Annotated in this window: 19 protein-coding genes; 9 read left to right on the top strand and 10 right to left on the bottom strand. The window is 53.2% G+C overall.

Features of this window, described 5'->3' with window-relative positions:
• Genes GA565_RS15080 through GA565_RS15070 form a run of 3 tightly spaced genes read left to right on the top strand, consistent with a single transcriptional unit; the run spans position 1 to position 3,782 of the window.
• Complete coding sequence (locus tag GA565_RS15080) at positions 1 to 1,218, top strand: SfnB family sulfur acquisition oxidoreductase (RefSeq protein WP_152199143.1); 1,218 nt, start codon at positions 1 to 3, stop codon at positions 1,216 to 1,218.
• 9 nt (positions 1,219 to 1,227) lie between these two features.
• The gene (locus GA565_RS15075) at positions 1,228 to 2,436 is read left to right on the top strand and encodes an SfnB family sulfur acquisition oxidoreductase (protein ID WP_152199142.1); all 1,209 of its coding nucleotides are present in this window, start codon (positions 1,228 to 1,230) and stop codon (positions 2,434 to 2,436) included.
• Positions 2,433 to 3,782 carry an LLM class flavin-dependent oxidoreductase gene (locus GA565_RS15070; RefSeq protein ID WP_152199141.1) on the top strand — a complete coding sequence of 450 codons (1,350 nt, stop codon included), beginning with the start codon at positions 2,433 to 2,435 and terminating at the stop codon, positions 3,780 to 3,782. The genes GA565_RS15075 and GA565_RS15070 overlap by 4 nt, the downstream gene beginning before the upstream one ends.
• Positions 3,783 to 3,886: 104 nt before the next feature.
• On the opposite strand, the gene GA565_RS15065 is transcribed toward GA565_RS15070, so the two are convergent.
• The 3 genes from GA565_RS15065 to GA565_RS15055 form a co-directional block, all read right to left on the bottom strand.
• Positions 3,887 to 4,708: a sugar phosphate isomerase/epimerase gene (locus tag GA565_RS15065; protein WP_152199140.1), complete on the bottom strand. Its 822-nt coding sequence runs from the start codon at positions 4,706 to 4,708 to the stop codon at positions 3,887 to 3,889.
• A gap of 68 nt (positions 4,709 to 4,776) precedes the next feature.
• Complete coding sequence (iolE, locus tag GA565_RS15060; RefSeq protein WP_152199139.1) at positions 4,777 to 5,673, bottom strand: myo-inosose-2 dehydratase; 897 nt, start codon at positions 5,671 to 5,673, stop codon at positions 4,777 to 4,779.
• Between the two features lie 22 nt (positions 5,674 to 5,695).
• Positions 5,696 to 6,175 carry a heme-degrading domain-containing protein gene (locus GA565_RS15055; protein ID WP_152199138.1) on the bottom strand — a complete coding sequence of 160 codons (480 nt, stop codon included), beginning with the start codon at positions 6,173 to 6,175 and terminating at the stop codon, positions 5,696 to 5,698.
• 334 nt (positions 6,176 to 6,509) lie between these two features.
• On the opposite strand from GA565_RS15055, the gene GA565_RS15050 reads away from it, so the two are divergent.
• From GA565_RS15050 to GA565_RS15040, 3 genes are all read left to right on the top strand, one after another.
• Positions 6,510 to 7,556, top strand: a complete 1,047-nt coding sequence (locus tag GA565_RS15050) for a Gfo/Idh/MocA family protein (protein ID WP_152199137.1) — start codon at positions 6,510 to 6,512, stop codon at positions 7,554 to 7,556.
• Positions 7,557 to 7,699: 143 nt separating this feature from the next.
• Positions 7,700 to 8,935 carry a zinc metallochaperone GTPase ZigA gene (gene zigA, locus GA565_RS15045; protein WP_152199136.1) on the top strand — a complete coding sequence of 412 codons (1,236 nt, stop codon included), beginning with the start codon at positions 7,700 to 7,702 and terminating at the stop codon, positions 8,933 to 8,935.
• Positions 8,932 to 10,170 (top strand): GTP-binding protein, encoded by a 1,239-nt coding sequence (locus tag GA565_RS15040; RefSeq protein ID WP_226950973.1) that lies wholly within the window; start codon positions 8,932 to 8,934, stop codon positions 10,168 to 10,170. Before zigA ends, GA565_RS15040 begins: the two co-directional genes overlap by 4 nt.
• A 74-nt stretch (positions 10,171 to 10,244) precedes the next feature.
• On the opposite strand, the gene GA565_RS15035 is transcribed toward GA565_RS15040, so the two are convergent.
• The 3 genes from GA565_RS15035 to GA565_RS15025 form a co-directional block, all read right to left on the bottom strand.
• Positions 10,245 to 10,985 carry an HPP family protein gene (locus GA565_RS15035; protein ID WP_152199135.1) on the bottom strand — a complete coding sequence of 247 codons (741 nt, stop codon included), beginning with the start codon at positions 10,983 to 10,985 and terminating at the stop codon, positions 10,245 to 10,247.
• 138 nt (positions 10,986 to 11,123) lie between these two features.
• A complete protein-coding gene (locus GA565_RS15030; protein WP_152199134.1) occupies positions 11,124 to 12,044 on the bottom strand; it encodes a DMT family transporter in 921 nt (306 codons plus the stop codon).
• Entirely contained in the window at positions 12,041 to 12,631 is a 591-nt protein-coding gene (locus GA565_RS15025) for a TetR/AcrR family transcriptional regulator (protein WP_152199133.1), read from the bottom strand. Before GA565_RS15025 ends, GA565_RS15030 begins: the two co-directional genes overlap by 4 nt.
• Positions 12,632 to 12,814: 183 nt before the next feature.
• Here GA565_RS15025 and GA565_RS15020 point away from each other — a divergent pair, with 183 nt between their 5' ends.
• Positions 12,815 to 13,300 (top strand): GNAT family N-acetyltransferase, encoded by a 486-nt coding sequence (locus GA565_RS15020; protein ID WP_152199132.1) that lies wholly within the window; start codon positions 12,815 to 12,817, stop codon positions 13,298 to 13,300.
• Between the two features lie 34 nt (positions 13,301 to 13,334).
• On the opposite strand, the gene GA565_RS15015 is transcribed toward GA565_RS15020, so the two are convergent.
• The 4 genes from GA565_RS15015 to malE all read right to left on the bottom strand — a co-directional run bounded on the left by GA565_RS15015 (position 13,335) and on the right by malE (position 17,695).
• Positions 13,335 to 13,799 carry a GNAT family N-acetyltransferase gene (locus GA565_RS15015; RefSeq protein WP_152199131.1) on the bottom strand — a complete coding sequence of 155 codons (465 nt, stop codon included), beginning with the start codon at positions 13,797 to 13,799 and terminating at the stop codon, positions 13,335 to 13,337.
• A gap of 139 nt (positions 13,800 to 13,938) precedes the next feature.
• On the bottom strand, positions 13,939 to 14,829 hold the full coding sequence (gene malG / locus GA565_RS15010) for a maltose ABC transporter permease MalG (protein WP_152199130.1): 891 nt from the start codon (positions 14,827 to 14,829) through the stop codon (positions 13,939 to 13,941).
• A 12-nt stretch (positions 14,830 to 14,841) separates the two neighbouring features.
• Positions 14,842 to 16,419: a maltose ABC transporter permease MalF gene (gene malF / locus GA565_RS15005; RefSeq protein WP_152199129.1), complete on the bottom strand. Its 1,578-nt coding sequence runs from the start codon at positions 16,417 to 16,419 to the stop codon at positions 14,842 to 14,844.
• Between the two features lie 97 nt (positions 16,420 to 16,516).
• A complete protein-coding gene (gene malE / locus GA565_RS15000) occupies positions 16,517 to 17,695 on the bottom strand; it encodes a maltose/maltodextrin ABC transporter substrate-binding protein MalE (protein ID WP_152201531.1) in 1,179 nt (392 codons plus the stop codon).
• Positions 17,696 to 18,118: 423 nt separating this feature from the next.
• On the opposite strand from malE, the gene malK reads away from it, so the two are divergent.
• Together malK and GA565_RS14990 are read left to right on the top strand one after the other, a co-directional pair.
• Positions 18,119 to 19,228: a maltose/maltodextrin ABC transporter ATP-binding protein MalK gene (malK, locus tag GA565_RS14995; protein ID WP_152199128.1), complete on the top strand. Its 1,110-nt coding sequence runs from the start codon at positions 18,119 to 18,121 to the stop codon at positions 19,226 to 19,228.
• 29 nt (positions 19,229 to 19,257) lie between these two features.
• On the top strand, positions 19,258 to 20,553 hold the full coding sequence (locus GA565_RS14990) for a maltoporin (protein ID WP_152201530.1): 1,296 nt from the start codon (positions 19,258 to 19,260) through the stop codon (positions 20,551 to 20,553).
• Positions 20,554 to 20,595 lie beyond the last annotated feature (42 nt).

Here is a 20,595-nt window from a genome sequence, read left to right as displayed (position 1 = left end):
ATGACTCAACCGCAACAGCTCACACCGAGATCCGCACCTAAAGCGGCCGTTTTAACCGATGAGCGGCAGGCACTCGAGGCGGCGCGTGCCGTGGCAGAACTGGCGGCGAAGGAGGCCGTCAGGCGTGACAGAGAGCGTATTTACCCGCTGGAGGCGCTGTCACTGTTTAGCCGTCTGGGTCTGGGCAGTATTTCGGTACCGCGAGAGTTTGGCGGCGGTGGGCTCTCGTATCGCACGGTAGCCGAGGTGTTTCGGCTGATTTCGGCCGCCGACCCTTCGTTGGGCCAAATTCCGCAGAATCACTTTGGTCTGATTCAGTATTTACGTGATGAGGGAACCTACGGCCAACAAAAGTCGCTGTTTAAGGCAGTGGTAGAAGGCCAGCGCTTTGGCAACGGTGGACCGGAAAAAAATACGCACCACACGCGTGAAGTGCTGGCTCGACTGCATCAGCGGCCTGATGGACTGCGCCTGAGCGGCGAAAAATTTTACTCCACCGGTGCACTGTTTGCTCACATCGTGGTCACCACCGCCGTTGATGACCACGGCAAAGCGGTGTTGGCGTTTATACCTCAACCTGCCGACGGGCTTGAGGTGATTGATGACTGGTCCGGCGTCGGTCAACGCACCACCGCCAGCGGCACCGTGCGTCTTAACGAAGTGTGGGTCAATCCACAGTGGATTGTGCCGGTACCGGCTGAGGATAAACCTTCACTGCGCGGACCGGTTTCACAGCTGATTCAAGCGGCCATAGATGCGGGCATTGCCCGAGGCGCATTTGATGAAGCCTGTGAATTTATTCGCACCCAGTCACGGCCGTGGGTCGATGCCGGCGTAGCGCACAATGCCGATGATCCTCATTTGCAGGCCGACGTTGGCCGCGTAAACGTTGAACTGAGCGCTGCCGAGGCTCTGCTAAGAAGGGCAGCCAGCGTGCTCGACGGCATAAACCCCACGCAGCTCACGGCCGAAATAGCCGCCAAGGCCTCTATTGCTGTCGCTGAAGCCAAAGTGCTGACCACCTCGGTGGCATTGAAGGCCAGTGAAAAACTGCTGGAGTGGGGCGGCAGCAGGGCCACGCTGAGTCAACACGGCCTCGACCGGCACTGGCGTAATGCCCGAACTCATACTTTGCATGACCCGGTGCGCTGGAAGTATTACGCCATCGGCAATTATTACCTTAATGGCGTTTATCCGGTGCGACATGCTTGGATATAAGGACGTTTTATGACCGCAATTCAGATTAAGCCAAAACGGCCGACCCACATTATCAGCTCGCCAGAGCAGGCACTTAGCGTTGCCCGTGAACTGGCCCAGGCATTTCGCGTCGATGCTTCCCGCCGCGACCGAGACCGCGAGCTGCCCGTTGCACCATTGGAGGAGTTGTTTGCCTCCGGGCTTGGCGCCATCACCGTCCCGCGAAAATGGGGCGGAATAGCCGTTTCAACAGCGGTATTAGCCGACGTTATCGCCCTATTAAGCGAGGCCGACGCGGCTATCGGCCAAGTGCCACAGAACCATTTTTATGCCCTCGAAGTGCTGCGCGTCAACGGCAGTGAGGCACAGCAGCAGCGGTTTTACCGCGAAGTGCTGCAAGGCGTGCATTTGGGCAATGCTCTGGCCGAGTTTTCGTCCCCCACGGCGCACCAGCGCAGCACCACAGTGTTGGAAAACGGCGCGCATTATTTACTTGAAGGGAGAAAGTTTTATGCCACCGGTGCAGTGTTCGCCGACCGTATTCCTACAGCGGCGCGTAACGCCGAAGGCCAGGAGCAGTTGGTGTTTGTGCCACGGCATCAGAAGGGAGTGACGGTTATCGATGACTGGTCGGGATTCGGGCAGCGCACCACCGGTAGCGGAACGGTGATTTTTGAGGCAGTCGAGGTAGACGTTGAAGATATTGTGCCGTTTCATAGCGCGTTTGAGCGACCGACTGCTGTCGGACCGGTTGCGCAAATTATGCACGCCGCCATCGACCAGGGGATTGCCCGCGCTGCATTCAACGACATGCTGCTGTTTATCAACACGCGTTCCCGGCCGTGGCCTGATTCGAATCTGGCGCGCGCCAGCGACGACCCGCTGACTCTCGACCGCACAGGGCAACTTGCCGCACGTTTACAGGCGGGTGATGCCCTGCTGCAGGAGGCTGGGAAAGCCGTAGACCTCGCACAGCTTGACGCGCATGAACAGACCGTGGCCGCAGCTTCGGTGTCAGTTGCAACAGCGCGCGCCTGGACCACAGAGGTGGCGCTGGAGGCGGGGAATTTGTTGTTTGAACTCTCCGGCACGCGATCGGCCCTGCGTGAGCACAACCTTGACCGCCACTGGCGCAATGCACGCACGCACACGCTGCACGACCCGGTGCGCTGGAAATATCCGGTCATCGGCAACTATGTATTAAACGGCGTACTTCCGCCGCGAAGAGGCACCTTATGAGTCAGAGCGGCAAGAAAGTGTTGCTTAACGCCTTCAATATGAACTGTGTGGGCCATATTCACCACGGCATGTGGACGCATCCGCAGGACCAGTCCACCGAGTTTACCTCGTTAAAATATTGGCTTGAGCTGGCGCGTACGTTGGAGCGCGGGCTGTTCGACGGACTGTTTATTGCCGATATTCTCGGCGTTTACGACGTTTATCAGCAGGGCATAGCCTTAACCGCCAAAGAGTCGATTCAACTGCCGGTCAACGACCCGCTGATGCTGGTGTCAGCGATGGCGAGCGTGACCGAACATCTCGGCTTCGGACTCACCGCCAATCTGAGCTACGAGGCGCCTTATCCGTTCGCGCGGCGTTTTTCTACCCTCGATCATCTGACCAACGGCCGCGTTGGCTGGAATATTGTGACCGGCTACCTCGACAGCGCCGCGCGTGCGGTGGGGCAAACGGAGTTATTGAGTCATGACCGACGCTATGATCAGGCTGACGAGTTTCTTGACGTCAGTTACCAGCTCTGGGAAGGCAGCTGGGAAGACGACGCGGTGGTGGCAGACCGACAGCAGCGCATTTATGCCGATCCGACAAAAATTCATCCGGTACATCATCACGGCGAGTTTTATCAGGTTGATGGCTATCACCTTTCTTCGCCATCGCCGCAGCGCACCCCGTTGCTTTTTCAGGCTGGAAGTTCATCGCGCGGCATTGAATTTGCCGCCCGCCACGCCGAATGCACCTTCGTTAGCGGCAGCACACGACAGGGCACGCGTGAGCAGGTGAACAAGCTACGCCAGGCTGCACAGCAGGCCGGCCGCCAGCCTGACGACATAAAGATTTTCATGGGCGTATCCGTGATTGTTGCCGCCACCGAGCGCGAAGCGCGTGAGAAAGAGCAGGAGTATTTACACTACGCCAGCCCCGAAGCAGGCATTGCGCATTTCTCGAGTTCGACCGGTATTGACCTGTCGCAGTTCGAACTCGATGAACCGATTCAAAGCGGACCAACGCGGGCGATTGAGTCCGTGAGCAAAGCCTACAGTGGCTGGACTCGACGCCGTCTGCTTGAGCAGCACGCCATGGGCGGGCGCTACTCTCTGATAGTCGGCAGTGCTTCGCAGGTGGCCGACGAACTGCTGAAATGGGTGGATGAATGCGGCATTGATGGCTTCAATCTGACCCGCATCCTCAATCCGCAGAGCTATATCGATTTCATTGATTTAGTGGTGCCTGAATTACAGCAGCGCGGACGTTATAAGACGGAATATGAAAGCGGCTCACTGAGGAAAAAGCTGTTTAATCACGACAGGCTGCCGTCGCAACATCCCGCGAGCCGTTTCCGACGGTAGCATTTGAAATAAAGAGAGCGGTGCATCTACATAGTTTTGCTTCTAACACCGAGCATATTAACGGGGGGAGAGGCGTGAGAATAATGCGGAATTTAAAGGGAAATTTACCCCATATACTTGACCATATTCTCACGACACTCAGTCGCAATCTCGATGAGATCGTACTCCCAGCGGTTGGGGCTGAAGAGTTCTGCCGACCACATGCCGTCGTAGCCGGTGGCTTTAACGGCGTCAACCCAGGCCTGAATGTCAATTTCACCTTCGCCCGGCATACAGTTTCGCAGCACCATCTGGTCCCAGGGTTCACCGGGCTTGGGCAGACGACCGTCACAGAAATGCACGCCATAAATCAGGTTTTTATCCAGGCGCGCGATGTCCTCTGGTTTGGAGCCTGAAGCATAGAGGTGCCAGAAATCAATCACCATGCCGACGTTGTCTTTACCGACGCGGCGGATGACTTCCAGACCCTGTTCCAGAGTGCGGAATTTAGTGAAGGCGATCACTTCAATTTGATAGCGCACGCCGTATTCCTGTCCGATAGTGGCGATGGCGCTTACGTTTTCAGTGATGATATCCATCACCTGTTCCTCTGGCAGGTCGTCGATGCCGTTAAGCGCCAGAATTTGCACTGTCGGGCAGTTAAGCTCTGCCGCCGCGCGGGTTAAACGCGTTGCTTCGGCCAGCATGGTTTTCTTCTGCTCTCCCTGATGGCGTTCAATTTCAAGCAGGGCATTGACACAACCTACTGACAAACCATAGCCGTCAACGACCTCTTTTAATCTGGCGGTGGTGCCACCATTATCGAGGTAGCGCACCAGTTTGCTGCTGAGTATTTCCAGACTGTCATAGCCGGTTTGCTTGGCGATTCTTGCATCAGTTAATACGTTGCTGTAGTGGGTTGAAATTCCGTGTAGGGCTTTTTGCATCTGATACTCCTGAGTTTTTTATGATTACGCCTTATTAGGATTGTGATGGGCGTAATCAGGTTTGATGATTAAAGGTTTGTCATTTCGCGAATATAGCGGCGCGCCCTGATGGCATATTCCAAAGGATTGGCCCGCGCTGGGTCCTGCTCTGCCTCTACCACCATCCAACCCTTGTAGCCACTTTTGTCGAGCAGCGCGAACAGCGGTGCAAAATCAATCACGCCGTCGCCTGGCACGGTAAACATGCCCTGACATACTCCGCCCATAAACGCGCTTTTTTCAGCGATAACCTGCTGTAAAACGTCCGCACGGCAGTCTTTAAGATGAACGTGAGCGATGCGCGCAAGATGTTTTTCGAGCACCTGCTCTACTGCTTGTTGATTGAGTTCAGAGGCATAAATGTGGCCGGTATCAAACAGCAGATAAACGTTATGATTTACCGACGCCATAAAGCGGTCGATTTCATCCGGCGTTTGAATACCCGTGCCCATGTGGTGATGTAAACATACCAATATGCCTTTCTCGGCAGCCAGCTCGGCGAGGTGGTTGTAGCCCTCGACGATCCGCTGCCACTGCGCGTCGTTGAACTGCACTCTGTCGCCGTAAATCGGTTGCGCCTTGCCCTGAATGCTTCCGCTTTGTTCAGAACAGCCCATCACCTTCGCTCCCATGGCGTGCAGGAAACTCAGTGTTTCCTTGAATTCCTGCACTGTTTCCTCTCTTCGCCCGTCGGCGAAGAAGGTGCTAAACCAGGCATTACAAATCTGCAGTCCGCGCAGTTGCAGGGCCGGCTTGAGCAGGTGGGGATCGCGCGGATATTTGCTGCCCACTTCGCTGCCGCTAAACCCTGCAAGTGCCATTTCACTGATGCACTGCTGAAAACTGTTTTCGCTGCCTAGCGCCGGCATATCGTCGTTGGTCCAGCCGATAGGGGCAATGGCAAGTTTTACGTAATCGCTGTTCATTGTGGCGTCCTTCGTGAAGCCGTTATTGCGGGTTGTTTAAATAGTGGCTGATGCCATAAATCACCAGCGCGTGGTCTTCGTGCGAAGGCAGGCCGCTGACACTGACCGCACCAAAAACGGCGCCGCGCTTGGTTAACAGCGGGAAACTGCCGCCGTGGTCGCAGTATTGAGCCTGATTGATAAAAGCGTGATGCTCCATGCGCTGCCCGGTTTGCTCGTAGTTGACGCCCGCATACAGAGAGGAGTGGGCAAGTCGCAGTACGGTATTTCTCTTACGCTTCATCCATTCAAGATTATCGGCACTTGATCCGGGTAAGGCAGAGAGGAAAAGAGTCTGGCCGAAGGCATAAACTTCAATTGAAACAGGTGCGTTCAGCTCGGCGGCACGTTGGCGAATGGCGCTGCCAATGGCCCACGCCGAGGAGAAATCAAAGTCGACATTATCGAAACGATACTTAATTTCCTGCTGTAACAGGACATCGGGTGTAAGCGGCTGACTCATGGTTAACACTCCAGCTATGAAATGACGAGTTGAACTCAGGAGAGGCTAAGTCATGGGAATAAAAGTTTCAATTAACATTTAAAATGAAATTGTTGGATGATAATTTAGTTAAGATATTGATATAAATGATAATTATTTAAAAATGCGAGGTGTTTTTTAAAATTAACTGGAGAACTGGAATGCATATTTGTGATGGTTATCACCTAAAAATGCTTCGTAAGTAATTTTCAGGATCCTATTAGCAGTATTTTATGTAAATTTTTGGTATAAAAATTCCATTAATAATTATTTGAAATTATATTGTCGATCTGGACGTATTTTTTCGGGAGCTAAAATGAAATTTGATTATCAACTGCCTGCTGCGCGCACGCCCGACGGCATGAGTGCCCCTTCGCTGCGCTGGGGCATTGTAGGACCTGGCTGGGTTGCACAAAAGTTTGTTGCCGCACTGCAGAAAAATACCCGCCAACGTATTCTGGCGGTGGCGGGGAGTTCTATTACCAAAGCTGAGGAATTTGGGCAAAAAATGGGTATCCCCAAGGCGTTTGGCTCCATCGAGGAACTGCTTAACGGGGGGGATGTGGACGTGGTGTACATCTCAACGCCGCATACTGCCCACTATGCTTGCGCGATGCAGGCGATTCGCGCGGGTAAGCACGTGCTGGTGGAAAAACCCCTAGCGATAAATGCGCGGGAAGTGGCGTCTTTGCAGCAGGCCGCTCGCGAACATCGCGTGTTTCTCATGGAGGCCATGTGGAGCGCTTTCCTACCAAAATTTGATGTGATTCAGCAAGTGATTGAGCAAGGAATTATCGGAGAAGTTCATTCGATTATCGCCGACCATGGCGAGTATTTTACCGAAGATCATCGCATTATGCGCCCCGAACTGGCAGGCGGGACCTTAATGGACCTAGGTTCTTACCCCGTGGCGCTGGCAACCCGTATTCTCGGGCCTGCCGAGCAGATACTCGCCTCGGGCCAAACGGCCCCGACTGGCGTCAACGGACAGGCATCAATCATACTCAAACATGCACACGGACATCAGTCCTCGCTCCATACCACGCTGTTTAGCCACACGCCTGGCAGCGCGGTTATCGCCGGTAACAAGGGATATATTTTCATTGAAGGTATGTTTTATGCACCGGGTAATTTCCACCTTTTTAATAATGAAAAGGATAAAGTGACCTATCTGGAACCTAAATACTCCTATGACTCGCTTTATCATCAGGCCGTACATCTTGCTGTTTGTGTTGAGCAGGGCCTCACGGAGTCGCCGATTAGACCTGTCAACGACACGTTACTGACGATGCAAACGCTGGATGAAGTCCGCCTTCAGCTTGGCGTGGTGTTTCACACCGAGCGAGGCGACGAGAAACACTGACTGCGTGAGTGAACTGGGTGATTCATATGGCCTGTGGATGAGTCACCCAATAATTTCTACGGATAAGCTTGATCTTATATTGTTATGTTATAACATAACAATATAATCAACAGTGTTATAACCCGTCCGTAGAGGTCTACATTATGTCAGAGTCATCAAACCCGTATCTGAACGGCGCGCCAGACACGCGCTTGCCCGTCACCGTGCTTTCTGGATTTCTGGGCGCCGGTAAAACCACCTTACTTAATCATATTCTCAATAATCGACAGGGCCTGCGCGTTGCGGTCATCGTTAATGATATGTCGGAGGTCAATATTGACGCCGCGTTGGTGCGTGACGGTGGTGCAGAGCTGTCGCGGACTGACGAGAAGCTGGTGGAAATGAGCAATGGCTGTATCTGCTGTACGCTGCGTGAAGACTTGCTGATTGAGGTCGACAGGTTGGCCAAAGCCGGTCGCTTCGACCATCTGGTGATTGAATCAACGGGGATATCCGAGCCGTTGCCCGTCGCCGAAACCTTCACCTTTGCCGATGATGAGGGGCAAAGCCTGTCTGCGATCGCCCGTCTCGACACGATGGTCACCGTTGTTGACGCCTACAACTTTTTGAAAGACTACCAGTCAGATACCTTGCTGCACGAGCGCGGTGAATCACTGGGAGAATTGGACCAACGCAGCATCGTCGATTTATTGATTGAGCAGATTGAATTTTGTGATGTCATTTTGCTTAACAAAGTTGACCTTATCGATGTCCCTCAGTGCGACCAACTGTTTGCGATACTTCGCCGCCTTAATCCGCGGGCGAAAATTGAAATCTCCTCGTTTGGAAAAGTCGGCCTCGATAAAGTGCTAAACAGCGGACTGTTCGATTTTGAGCAAGCCTCGCAGGCACCCGGCTGGCTTAGGGAGTTGCGTGGCGAACATACGCCTGAGACAGAAGAGTTTGGCATAACCAATTTTGTCTATCGCGCGCGCAGACCTTTTCATCCGCAACGCTTCTGGGACGTTATGGAGGGCGAGCTGGAAGGGGTTGTGCGTTCTAAAGGCTATTTTTGGTTAGCCACGCGTCCCACTTTTGCCGGTTCATGGTCACAAGCAGGCGGCGTTGCGCATCAGGAAATGGCCGGGACTTGGTGGGCGAGCATTCCACGTGAGAACTGGCCCCAGGACCCTGAAACGCTTGAGTTCATTCTTGAAAAATGGATTGACGGTATCGGCGATGCACGACAGGAGCTGGTGTTTATCGGCATAAGTATGGCCGAGGAGCATCTTCGCGAGCGTCTGGATTATGCACTGCTGACCGCTGACGAAATGAAACAGGGTCCAAAAGGGTGGTCACGTTTTAACGATCCGATCCCTTCCTGGGAACATGGGCTGTGAGTCTGCAACATTCCGGCATCGTTCAAACGCTAAAAACGCCGCTGATTATCCTCAATGGTTTTCTTGGGGCAGGAAAAACTACGCTGTTAAAAAGCCTGCTGTATAAGCTGCGTGACCAAAAGGTGAAGCTGGCGGTAATTGTTAACGACATGAGCGAGTTGGACGTTGACGGTGTGATTATTGCCAACACCGAATTAGTGAGCAAGGCGCGGCTAAACTTCGTCAGCATTTCGGCCACCAGTATCAGCAGCGAGCAGGGAATTGGGCGACTGGATGAAGCATTAAATAAGCTGCACGATGAATATAAACCCGATTTACTGCTGCTAGAAACCTCGGGCAGTAGCCATCCCGCACCGCTGCTGCGCTATTTTCAGCAGCATAACACCGTCGCCCTTAAAGGCTTTTTGACGCTGGCTGATGCGGTGATGCTCAGAGACGATTACCGCAGCGGCGAGGCACTGGTTGAAGGCTTTCAGCGCCACCTGGCGCAGGGTACGCAGGGGGTCGAAAACCTGTTGGCCGAGCAAATAATGCTCTCGAGCAAGGTGTTATTGACCAAAACCGACCGACTCAGTGCTTCAGCAGTGAGGGAAATTGCCCACCATCTGCACCCGCTTAATCCCTATATCGATATTATGGCAACGCAGTGGGGAGAGGTAAATTTGAGCATGCTAACGTCGCTGCCGGATTACAATTTTCATCTGGTTGCCCAACTTCTCGATGAGATGGAACTGATGCACCAAGGGCGCGCCGATGCGTCTGCGGGACGTGAAGATTACATGTTGGAAACGCGGGTGATAGAGGATAAACGCCCGTTTCATCCCCAGCGATTATGGGACACCTGCCAGCAGTTTTTGGGCAAAGGGGTTCATCGTAGCAAAGGTTTTTTTTGGATGGCCAGCCGTGACGATCTTGCACTGCTGTGGAATCAGGCGGCGGGCAGCATTAATCTGGAGTTTGTCAGCTATTGGAAGGCGGGTGTATTGGCGCACCCTGACAGCGGCCTGATGGCAGAGGAGCGGCAAATGCTTGAGCAGCAGGTGGCGAAACAGTGTTCGCGTTTCGGCGACAGGCACTGTCGCTTGACGGTGATTGGCGAGGGCGCTGGGGTAGCTGAATTTACCGAGGCGTTGACGCGAAGTTTTTGCACCGAGGCCGAAATCGCCCATTGGCAGCAGGGCGGTGTTTTTGTCGATCCATGGCCGCAGCGGATGGCACGATTGAAAGCGAAGTAATCAGCATGCCGCCAACGTGGTGGCGGCATGCTGACGGTTGTTTTGGCTGTTTTCGATAGTGTTAAAGCGACTGTTTAGGCCGATTTTGTTGTCGCTCTGCGCTGTGCACGCGCCTCGGCCTGAGTGAGAATTTCGAGCAAATCGCCTTCATCAATATCAAGAACCTCCCCCCTTTCGACCAGCACAGCGTGCAAGTCTTCACGATGAATTCCCCTGCGTTGGCGGACACCCGGCTGTGGCAGATTTACTGCGACCGGCACCGCTTTCGCGCTCGACATCGAGTGAGGATAGCGGCGTTTTACTGCATTATTAAACACCAGGGCGACAGCAGTGAGCAGCAGGGAGTTGATCAGCACCGGATAGAGGGCAAAGCCGTATCCCAGCTGGGCAATTGCCGGTCCGCCAAGAACGGCTGTCACGGCCACGGCACCGCTAGGTGGATGCAGACAGCGCAGCGGAAACATTAGCGCAATCGACAAAGCAACGGCTAATCCGGCCGCCAGCGCGGTGTCAGATAGGCAATATGCGCAGGTGACACCAATAACCGCTGCCAGCAGGTTCCCCCCCACAATCGCCCAAGGCTGGGCTAATGGACTGGCTGGAATGGCAAACATCAGCACTGCCGAAGCACCCATCGGCGCAATCAACCAAGGGCTGCTGTCGCCCAAGGCATGATGACAAAGCCATGCGGTCAGAATCAGGCCAATACCGGCACCGACACAGCCAGCAAGGCGTTCACGGCGGCTAGATAAAATGGGTTGTGGCCAGAAATGTGCACAGCCGTTGAGGAACTTCTTTATGAATGGATTCATGATGCTAAGGAAGAGTGTTAAAAACGATTTATATCATATCAAGCATAAAATTGATGAGGCGTAAGTGCGTTTCGTCATACCAAGTGAATATTGACGGGAAACGCACGTTATCTTGCCAACCTAATTAAATAAGTTGAAGAATCAGGAAAGTGCAGGCTGATAGCGCCTTGCCGGAACGGTTATCAGCAGCAGACAAACGCCGACCATCCCCATTCCCAGCCAGCCAATCGGTGATATTTTTTCGCCAACGACCCACACGGCCAACACCGCCGCGACGACCGGCTCGAGCAGGGTAAGTGTAGTGGCACTGCTCGACGGGATGCGCGCTAGCCCAAAGCCGTAGCAAACATAGCCCACAAACATCGGGATCAGTGCCATATAAGTGCCGACGGCGGCATTATTCCATGAGGCCAGCAGGGGGCCGCCAGTGATAAACAGTACCGGCATCAGCAGCAGACCACCGAGACCGAAGGTGGCACCCATCGACGTTTTGGATGGCACGCCCTGTTGCATTAGCTGTCTTGCCGCCCACGAATAGAGCGCGTAGGTTAGCCCGGCCAGCAGTCCGAGCATGACGCCGGTGAGAACGTCCCCTGACATTGCCGACTCATCATGGCCCGCGCCCTTTCCAAGGCACAGTAAAATCATGCCTGCAATTCCAATACACGCACCTAACATCCAGCGAGCAGACAGACGTTTGCCTTCAAACAGATATTCGATAAGTGCGGACAGCAGGGGAGCCGAACCGATCGAAATTACCGTACCGACGGTGACGCCGGCGAGGTGCATTGAGGCATAGAACACTAAAGGATAAATGCCCACCGCCAGGCCGCCGGTGAGTACCAAGCGCCAGTGTTGACGCAGGCTGTGGCGAAAACGAACAAGGCTTTTCAACGCAATGAGCGCCTGTAGCAGGCCGCCGACGCCCATCGCGAGGGCGCCAATGGCCACCGGACTCACCTGTGGCGCAAAAGTTGCCGCGGTGCCGGTGGTGCCCCATAAAACCGAGGCAAAAAGAACCGCTAACGTTCCGGAAAGTTGACCGCCGACCACTAGACTCATAGCGCCTCCATCATCATGCTTGCCATGGCGAACGCCTGACGCACGCAGTTGCCGTTGCCTTCAAGACCGGCGCGGGATATTGACCCCTCAAGCAGAAAAGAAAAGTGTCTGGCTAAGGTATTGGCCCTGTCAGTATCTTCTCCGGTTAGCGGGGTAAGATGTTCGGCAAGGATAGATTCAACCTGCTCTTTATGCCGACGAACCGCCAGCCTGCCCGGAGCGCCGGCGGGTAACTCTGCCGCGGCGTTTAATAGACCACAGCCTCTGAATCCCCGTTCGTAAGCGTGCTCGGCGTGGTCTTCATAGGCTTGAAACACGGCCAATACTTTTTGCTGTGATGTTGTCGCCTGAGCCAGTCTGGCGGCGTAAAGTGAGAGCCACTCGTCGTGACGGATCTCTAGGTAGGTCTCTACCAGTTCAGCTTTGGAAGCAAAATTGTTATAAAGGCTTTTCTTGGCGACACCGGCTCTTTTTACCACCGCATCAATGCCAGTACCGGCAATGCCATCATTGTAAAAAAGCACGCTTGCGGCACCGAGCAGTCGATCGCGGGCACTTTCAGACACTTCAGTTTTGTCATTGGACACGGAGTCACCTGTAGGTTTTATAAGTAGTAGGTAGCCCAGTCTACCTACTTGCTTAACTGCGTCAAGCTATACGACGCTTTTTATTATTTGTGGTAAAGGTTAGGTTGATAAAACAAACACCGAGTCAGCTTAAAAAAATCATAAACTAGCGCTAAAACTCAGGAAATTATCAGGGAGGAAAAAATGAATATTACGGTCGGTATTTGCCAGAAAAATGAGTATGAACGGATGGTGGCGATTTTCACCGAAATGGAGGAGCACTATTATGGTAAGGGAGTCGTTGAACTGCATAAGATGCAGCACTATCTGGCCTCAAGAGTTTTCGCCCAAGATTCAGGCGTGACGGTTATCCGTGTAGAGCAGGGTGAACGGGTGATTGGCTTTGCCTGTATCAATGTTCTTTACCCGTCACCAAGATACTCGGGACAGATGTTTATCAAAGAGCTGTTTATCTCTGAACGTTATCGTGGGAATGGCGCAGGTAAAAAATTGATGCAATTCATTGGCCGGCTGGCGCTTGAGCGTGAGTGCAACACCCTCGACTGGATGTCGGAAAAAAGTAATGACAACTCCAGGCGATTTTATACGTCACTCGGTGGCGAGATACTGGGCGGCATGCACCATTTTCGCCTCCACGGCGCGGGATTGAAAGCGCTAGCCACGGGGTGACGATAAAAATAATTTATTTAAGGGATAGGCTTAATTAATCCAAATTCTGAGACATATTGATACCCGTAATATGAAAACCACACTTTTCATACAGGGCCTTGGCGGACGGATTTTCGGGTGCGACGCGAAGGCCGACTTCGTTAATGCCCATGACTTTCAGGCGCACTTTCATTTCCATCAGCGCAGCACGTCCCAACCCGCGATTGCGCCAGTCTGGGAGAATGTAAAAATCATTAATCCAGGCAGCCTGCCTGATTAATCCTACCCACAGATAGCCGACCGTCGACTGCGGTTCAGCGCAAAGGCTAATGCACCAAACGGCATTGTCGTTGCTCTCGACACCCTGGGGTAACATCATATTGAGGGTCTCACTGGCTTGATTACGTGCTTTTTCGGCACTGTATACGCGTGTATTTTGCAAATCTTGCGCATATTCACTGATGAAAATTGTGCGATATTTTGCAAATTCCTCAGCGTTCATATCCTTTAATAAAATCACAATATCTCCTTGAATCAAAAGTCATTCCTCAAAGATAACATTTGAAAACTGTTTTACAAGACGCAGAATCTGCTAAAAAAAAGGGCGACAGCTAAGTCGCCCAAGACACAGAAAGTAAACAAGTCAAGCAAGGGCAGTGTTAACCTTTAACGCCTCCCGCTGTCAGTCCGCCGACCAGCCAGCGTTGCGCAATCAGGAACACGGCGGTTATCGGAATAGCCGAGAGAATGGCAGCGGCGGCAAAATCTCCCCACAAATAGTTCTGCGGGTTGAGGTATTGCTGCATGCCAACCGCCAGCGTGTAACTGTTGACGTCACGCAGCAGGAGAGACGCCACCGGCACTTCAGTGATGGCGGCAATAAACGACAGAATAAATACGACCGCCAAAATAGGCACCGACAGCGGCAGCAGCACCAGACGGAATGCCTGCCAAGGTGTTGCGCCGTCAAGCGCCGCGGCCTCTTCCAGTGAGCCGTCAATGGTTTCAAAATAGCCCTTGATGGTCCATACGTGCAGCGCAATACCCCCCATATAAGCGAAAATCACCCCGCCGTGGGTATTAAGCCCAAGAAACGGCACATAGATGCCTAGCCGGTCAAACAGTGCATAGAGCGCCACCAGAGACAGCACCGCCGGAAACATCTGGAAAATTAACATCCCCTTTAACAGTGAGCTTTTGCCGCGAAACTTCATGCGGGCAAACGCATAGGCACAGGTGGTTGAAAGCGCCACGATACCCACCGCAGTAATTCCGGCAATTTTGATTGAGTTCCACAGCCACAGCATCACCGGAAAGGGCGGTGGCGTAATGCTGCCGTCGCTGTTAGTGACCGACATCCCCAGCGCCAGTTTCCAATGGTCCCACGACACCTGGTCCGGAATCAGGCTGCCGGTGGCAAAGTTGCCGGGACGCAGCGAAATCGCGAATACCATCAGTAACGGGAACAAAATCAGCGCGATAAAACTCAGTAGCAGCAGGTGCGTGACCAGCAGCCTGACTTTTTGCGACTTCGGTTTAACCATCGGCATTGTCGTCTCTCCTTAGTCCAGTTTCAGTCGTGAAGCTTTGAGGTTCACGACAGCCAGCACGCCAACCAGCAGGAATATCAGCGTCGCAATCGCCGCCGCCAGCCCGAAGTCTTGGCCACCGCTGCCCTCAAAAGCAATGCGATAGGTGTAGCTGACCAGCAAATCGGTGTGACCCGCCGGCGTAGTGGTGCCTATCATGTCCGGGCCGCCGTTGGTCAACAGCTGGATCAGCACGAAATTATTAAAGTTAAAGGCGAAGCTGGCAATCATCAGCGGCGTCAGCGGTTTTACCAGCAGCGGCAGCGTGATACGGAAGAAATTCTGCATCGGCGTCGCGCCGTCCATCGCTGAGGCCTCGTACAAGTCGTCGGGAATGGCTTTCAGCAGCCCCATGCACAAGATCATCATGTAAGGATAACCGAGCCAAGTATTGACGAGTATAATCATACTTTTGGCGGTAAGCGGATCGCTAAACCACGCCGGTTTAATGCCAAACAGCGCATTGAGCATCAGGTTGATTTCACCAAAGCTCTGGTTGAATAATCCCTTGAAGATCAGAATCGAAATAAACGCCGGCACCGCATAGGGTAAAATCAGCAGAATGCGATAAATCGCTTTGCCTTTCAGCGCCTCCCACTGCACCACGCAGGCTAAAATCATGCCTACTGCAACGGTCAGCACCACGGTGAGCAGGGCAAAAATAACCGTCCAGACGAAAATAGACAGGAAGGGTTTCTTTATGCCGTCGTCATGTAATACGCGCAGAAAATTATTCCAGCCAATACCGACAGTAAAGCCGGGGCTGAGTTTTTCGGCCTGCCACTGCGATTTTCCGTCTGCGTCGAGCTTAACCGCCTGGTAAAAACCACTCTCCATATTGGGGCGATAAATGGCGCCGGTTTGCACGTTGGTCAGCTGTTTGCCGTCTTCTGCCAGCTTATAAAGCGGCTGTGTTCCGGAAAATTGTCGCAGTGAGCTCATACGCAGAATTTCGCCGTCGGGTAATTTGGCCGATAGCTGACCTAGCACCAGACGATTTTGCGTAATCACCCTTAGCGCGGCCTTTTCACCGGCGGGTTGGCTTTGCGCCACGAGATCCAGCGTTTTTGGCGCGGATGCATCAAAAGCAAATGGCGGCGACACCAGCACATTGCTGCCGTCAGGGGCATTAAGGACTAACTGCCACTGGTCTCCGGCAGCGATTAGCGAAAAGTTTAACGCGCTGCCACCCTGAAACTCGCGCCCCATCAGCACCGACTGAGCGCGTTCAAAGGTTAACTGGTTAAGACTGCTGTAGTTGGTGAAAGCGATGGCAATAGTACACACCAGCGGAAACAGCACAAACAACGACATTCCCGCGAGACCAGGATAAATATAGCGCCACGAATACGCGCGACGGTTGCCATAAATATACAATCCCAGGCTTGAGAGAATGAGGGTCAACATGGCAAATAAGTATTCACCCTGCACATACATTCGAACGATCAAGTAACCGGTTAAGCAGGCAAGCAGGCCGATGAGTGGCCATTTAAATGCGTGACTAAACGGCCGTTTTTTACGTGCGGTCAGACCGATTTGGGCTACTGGCATAAGGGCAATCCTTTGAGTCACGGGGCGCAGACGTACCGGCCTGGCCCCGCTATTAACGTAACGTTCTCTCACTTTAAAAGCGGTGCATCACGCGCCGTTACTTGGTGATGCGAGTCTCGACGTCTTTCAACGCCTGCTGAACCGTTTGACGGCCGTTAACCGCATTGATAATGGCGCTGCGTTCGGCGTACCAGAAGGCGCTCATTTGCGGGACATTCGGCATAATTTCGCCGTTTTTCGAGTTGGCCATCGTGGCTGCAATGCGTGGGTCTTTTTCTAGCTGTTGCTGATAAGACTTCAGCGCTACCGCGCCCAGTGGTTTGTCTTTGTTCACCACTGCCAGCCCTTCATCGGTAATCAGATAATTTTCCAGAAACTCTTTAGCCAGCTCTTTATTCGGGCTGGCGGCGTTAATTCCGGCGGTGAGCACGCCAACAAAGGGTTTAGACGGTTTGCCTTTAAAGGTCGGCAGCAGGGTTACGCCATAGTTGATTTTGCTTTTGTCGAGGTTCGACCATGCCCACGGGCCGTCGATGGTCATTGCCGTTTGGCCTTTATTAAAGGCAGCTTCGGCAATGGAATAATCGGTATCGGCATTGATATGTTTGTTTTTAACCAGGTCGATGATGAACTGCAGGCCTGCCTGAGAACCCGCGTTGTCTACGCCGGTATCTTTAATATTGTATTTGCCGTCTTCATATTTGAAGGCGTAACCGCCGTCGGCGGCAATGATTGGCCAGGTGAAGTACGGCTCCTGCAGGTTCCACATAATGGCGCTTTTGCCTTTGGCGCGCAGTTGCTTGTCGAGGGCCGGGATCTCTTCCCAGGTTTTAGGTGCTTCCTTGATAATGTCTTTGTTGTAAATCAGCGACAGCGCTTCCACTGCAACCGGATAGCCAATCAGCTTGCCGTTGTAGGTGGCGGCGTCCCAGGTGAACGGGAACAGCTTGTCCTTAAAGGCCTGGTCCGGGGTGATCTCTGCCAGCAGGCCGGACTGCGCGTAGCCACCAAAACGGTCGTGCGCCCAGAAAATAATGTCCGGACCGTCGCCGGTGGCAGCCACCTGTGGATACTTCTCTTCAAGTTTGTCCGGGTGTTCAACCGTGACTTTAATTCCGGTGTCTTTCTCGAATTTCTTGCCGACTTCCGCCAGGCCGTTGTAGCCCTTGTCACCGTTAATCCAGATAACCAGTTTGCCTTCTTCTATTTTGGCAAATGCGGGGGATGACAGCACCAGCGTGGCCAGTGCCGACAGAGCCAGCGTGTGCCTGAGCATGGTTTTAAGCCGAGGTACGTTGTTTCGAGAAGTGTTAATGCTGAGCGTCATAATCCAATCCTTTTATATGCGGTGAGGCGTCGGTTTTCGTCTTAGACGGGAAAGCCAGGGTACGCCGCCAGTGTGGATTCAACCCGCCGCCGCTTCATCATCCCCCTCTCTACGCCCCCACGGCTCAGAGTGTGATGTAGCTCCCAGCGTTAGGCTATATGTGGTCAAACACGCGGGATTAGGCTTCATTTTTTGCCAGGCAGATCACGAATCTGATTTTTGGTTTGAACTTTCAGCCCTTTGGCTTAACACCCCATCCTCCTTTCTCCTCCCCCATGAAAAACTTTGTTACGGATGATTACGCTTAGCTGCGGTTCCTTCACTCTTCATTGCATTCAGTTTCCTCGCTGGCAGCAAGTACAGGAGTTCAGGATGGCGAGCGTTTCCCTTAACGGCGTGTACAAGGCATTTGGTGAAAACGTGATTTCCAGTGATATCAATCTGGAGATCGACGAAGGCGAATTTGTGGTGTTTGTCGGCCCATCGGGCTGCGGCAAATCAACACTGCTGCGCATGATTGCCGGTCTCGAGGACATTACCTCGGGCGAATTGAAGATTGGCGACAGGCGTATGAATGAAGTGCCACCCGCCGAGCGCGGTATTGGCATGGTGTTTCAGTCTTATGCGCTTTATCCGCACCTGTCGGTGGCCGAAAACATGTCCTTTGGACTCAAACTGGCGGGCGCTGGCAAAGCTGAAATCACTCAAAAGGTTAATCAGGTTTCTGAGGTGCTGCAGTTGGCACACCTGTTGGACCGTCGCCCAAAAGCGCTTTCGGGCGGGCAGCGTCAACGTGTGGCGATTGGCCGTACGTTGGTCTCGGAGCCGTCAGTGTTCCTGCTTGATGAACCGCTTTCTAATCTGGATGCCGCGCTGCGCGTACAGATGCGTATTGAAATTTCGCGTCTGCATAAGCGGTTAAAACGCACCATGATTTACGTCACGCATGACCAGGTAGAAGCCATGACGCTGGCCGACAAAATCGTAGTGCTCGACGCCGGACATATCGCTCAAGTCGGCAAGCCGCTTGAACTTTATCACTATCCCGCCAACCGCTTCGTGGCCGGTTTTATCGGCTCACCGAAAATGAACTTTTTGCCGGTAAAAATCACCGAGGCCGAGCCTGCACGCGTGCAAATCGAGCTGCCGAACCGCCAACGGGTCTGGTTGCCGGTAGAAGGTACCGACGTGAAAGTGGGCAGCAATCTCTCGTTAGGCATTCGCCCTGAGCATCTTTTATCGAGCGACGTCGCTGAAGTGACGCTTTCGGGGGAGGTGCAGGTGGTTGAGCAATTAGGTAATGAAACGCAGATCCACATCCAAATTCCGGCAATTCGTCAGAACCTGGTTTACCGCCAGAACGACGTGGTGCTGGTAGAAGAAGGTGCAACATTTGCCATTGGTTTGCCGCCACACCGCTGCCACCTGTTCCGCGAAGACGGAACCGCGTGTCGACGATTGCATCCCGAGCTCGGCGTTTGAAAGCACGCATCCCCTCACAGGAGAAAATGATGATAACAATGCGTAATTCCTCTCTGGCCCTGGCAGTGACGGCAGGTCTTTTTTCTACACAAGTTATGGCCGTTGATTTCACCGGCTATGCCCGTTCCGGCATCGGCTGGACAGGAAGCGGCGGCGAGCAGCAGTGCTTTAAGGCAACGGGTGCAGACAGCAAATATCGCCTCGGTAACGAATGTGAAACTTATGCCGAATTAAGGCTGGGTCAAGAAGTGTGGAAGCAGGGTGATAAAAGCTTCTATTTCAACAGTAACGTAGCGTATTCCGTTTCGCAGCAGAATGATTATGAGTCAACCGATCCGGCTTTTCGCGAAGCTAACGTGATAGGTAAGAACCTGATCGACTGGCTTCCTGGCGCAACGATGTGGGCCGGTAAGCGTTTCTACCAGCGTCATGACGTGCACATGATTGACTTCTACTACTGGGATATTTCCGGTCCAGGTGCCGGTTTGGAAGATATCGACGTCGGCTTCGGTAAACTCTCCTTCGCCGCAACGCGTAACACCGAAAGCGGCGGTTCATACGGGTATATCGCGGATCAACGTAAAGAAATCCCAACCTCGAATGACGTGTTCGACGTGCGTTTAGCAGGCCTGCAAACCAACCCAGGCGGCATGTTGGAGCTGGGTGTTGATTACGGCCGAGCCAATGCGCGTGATGGCTATTCGCTGGCCGACGACGCCACCAAAGACGGAGTCTTGCTGACCGCAGAACACACGCAGAGCATTTATAACGGCTATAACAAATTTGTGCTGCAGTACGCCTCAGACTCGATGACCGATGCGGGTCAAGGTACGGCAAACGGCCATTCCAGCGGCGGATCAGTCAATAACAACGGTAAAATGGTCCGTGTTATCGACCACGGTGCCATTGACTTCAACGACACCTGGGGCCTGATGTATGTGGCGATGTATCAAGACGTTAATCGCGACAATAACAATGGCACCACCTGGTACACCGTGGGCGTGCGCCCAATGTACAAATGGACGCCAATCATGAGTACGCTGCTTGAAGTAGGCTATGACAACGTTAAGTCGCAGCGCACCGACGAGCGTAACGGCCAATATAAAGTCACTCTCGCTCAACAGTGGCAGGCAGGCGACAGCATCTGGTCACGTCCGGCCATCCGCGTTTTCGCCACCTATGCCAACTGGGATGAGAAATGGGGCTATAACACCGACACCGGCGCAAGCAACGGTTTAGCCATGAGCGACACCGCCAACCGTACCTTCAGCCGTGGTAAAGACAGTGAAGTAACCTTCGGGGCGCAAATGGAAATCTGGTGGTAAAAATTTCTGTCATCCGTTGAGATTTAAGAAGGGCCGAGCAGG

This window comes from Rouxiella sp. S1S-2 (assembly GCF_009208105.1).
GTDB lineage: Bacteria > Pseudomonadota > Gammaproteobacteria > Enterobacterales > Enterobacteriaceae > Rouxiella.
The sequence above is the reverse complement of the archived record's forward strand: the minus strand, read 5'-3'. Positions and strand labels throughout refer to the sequence as shown.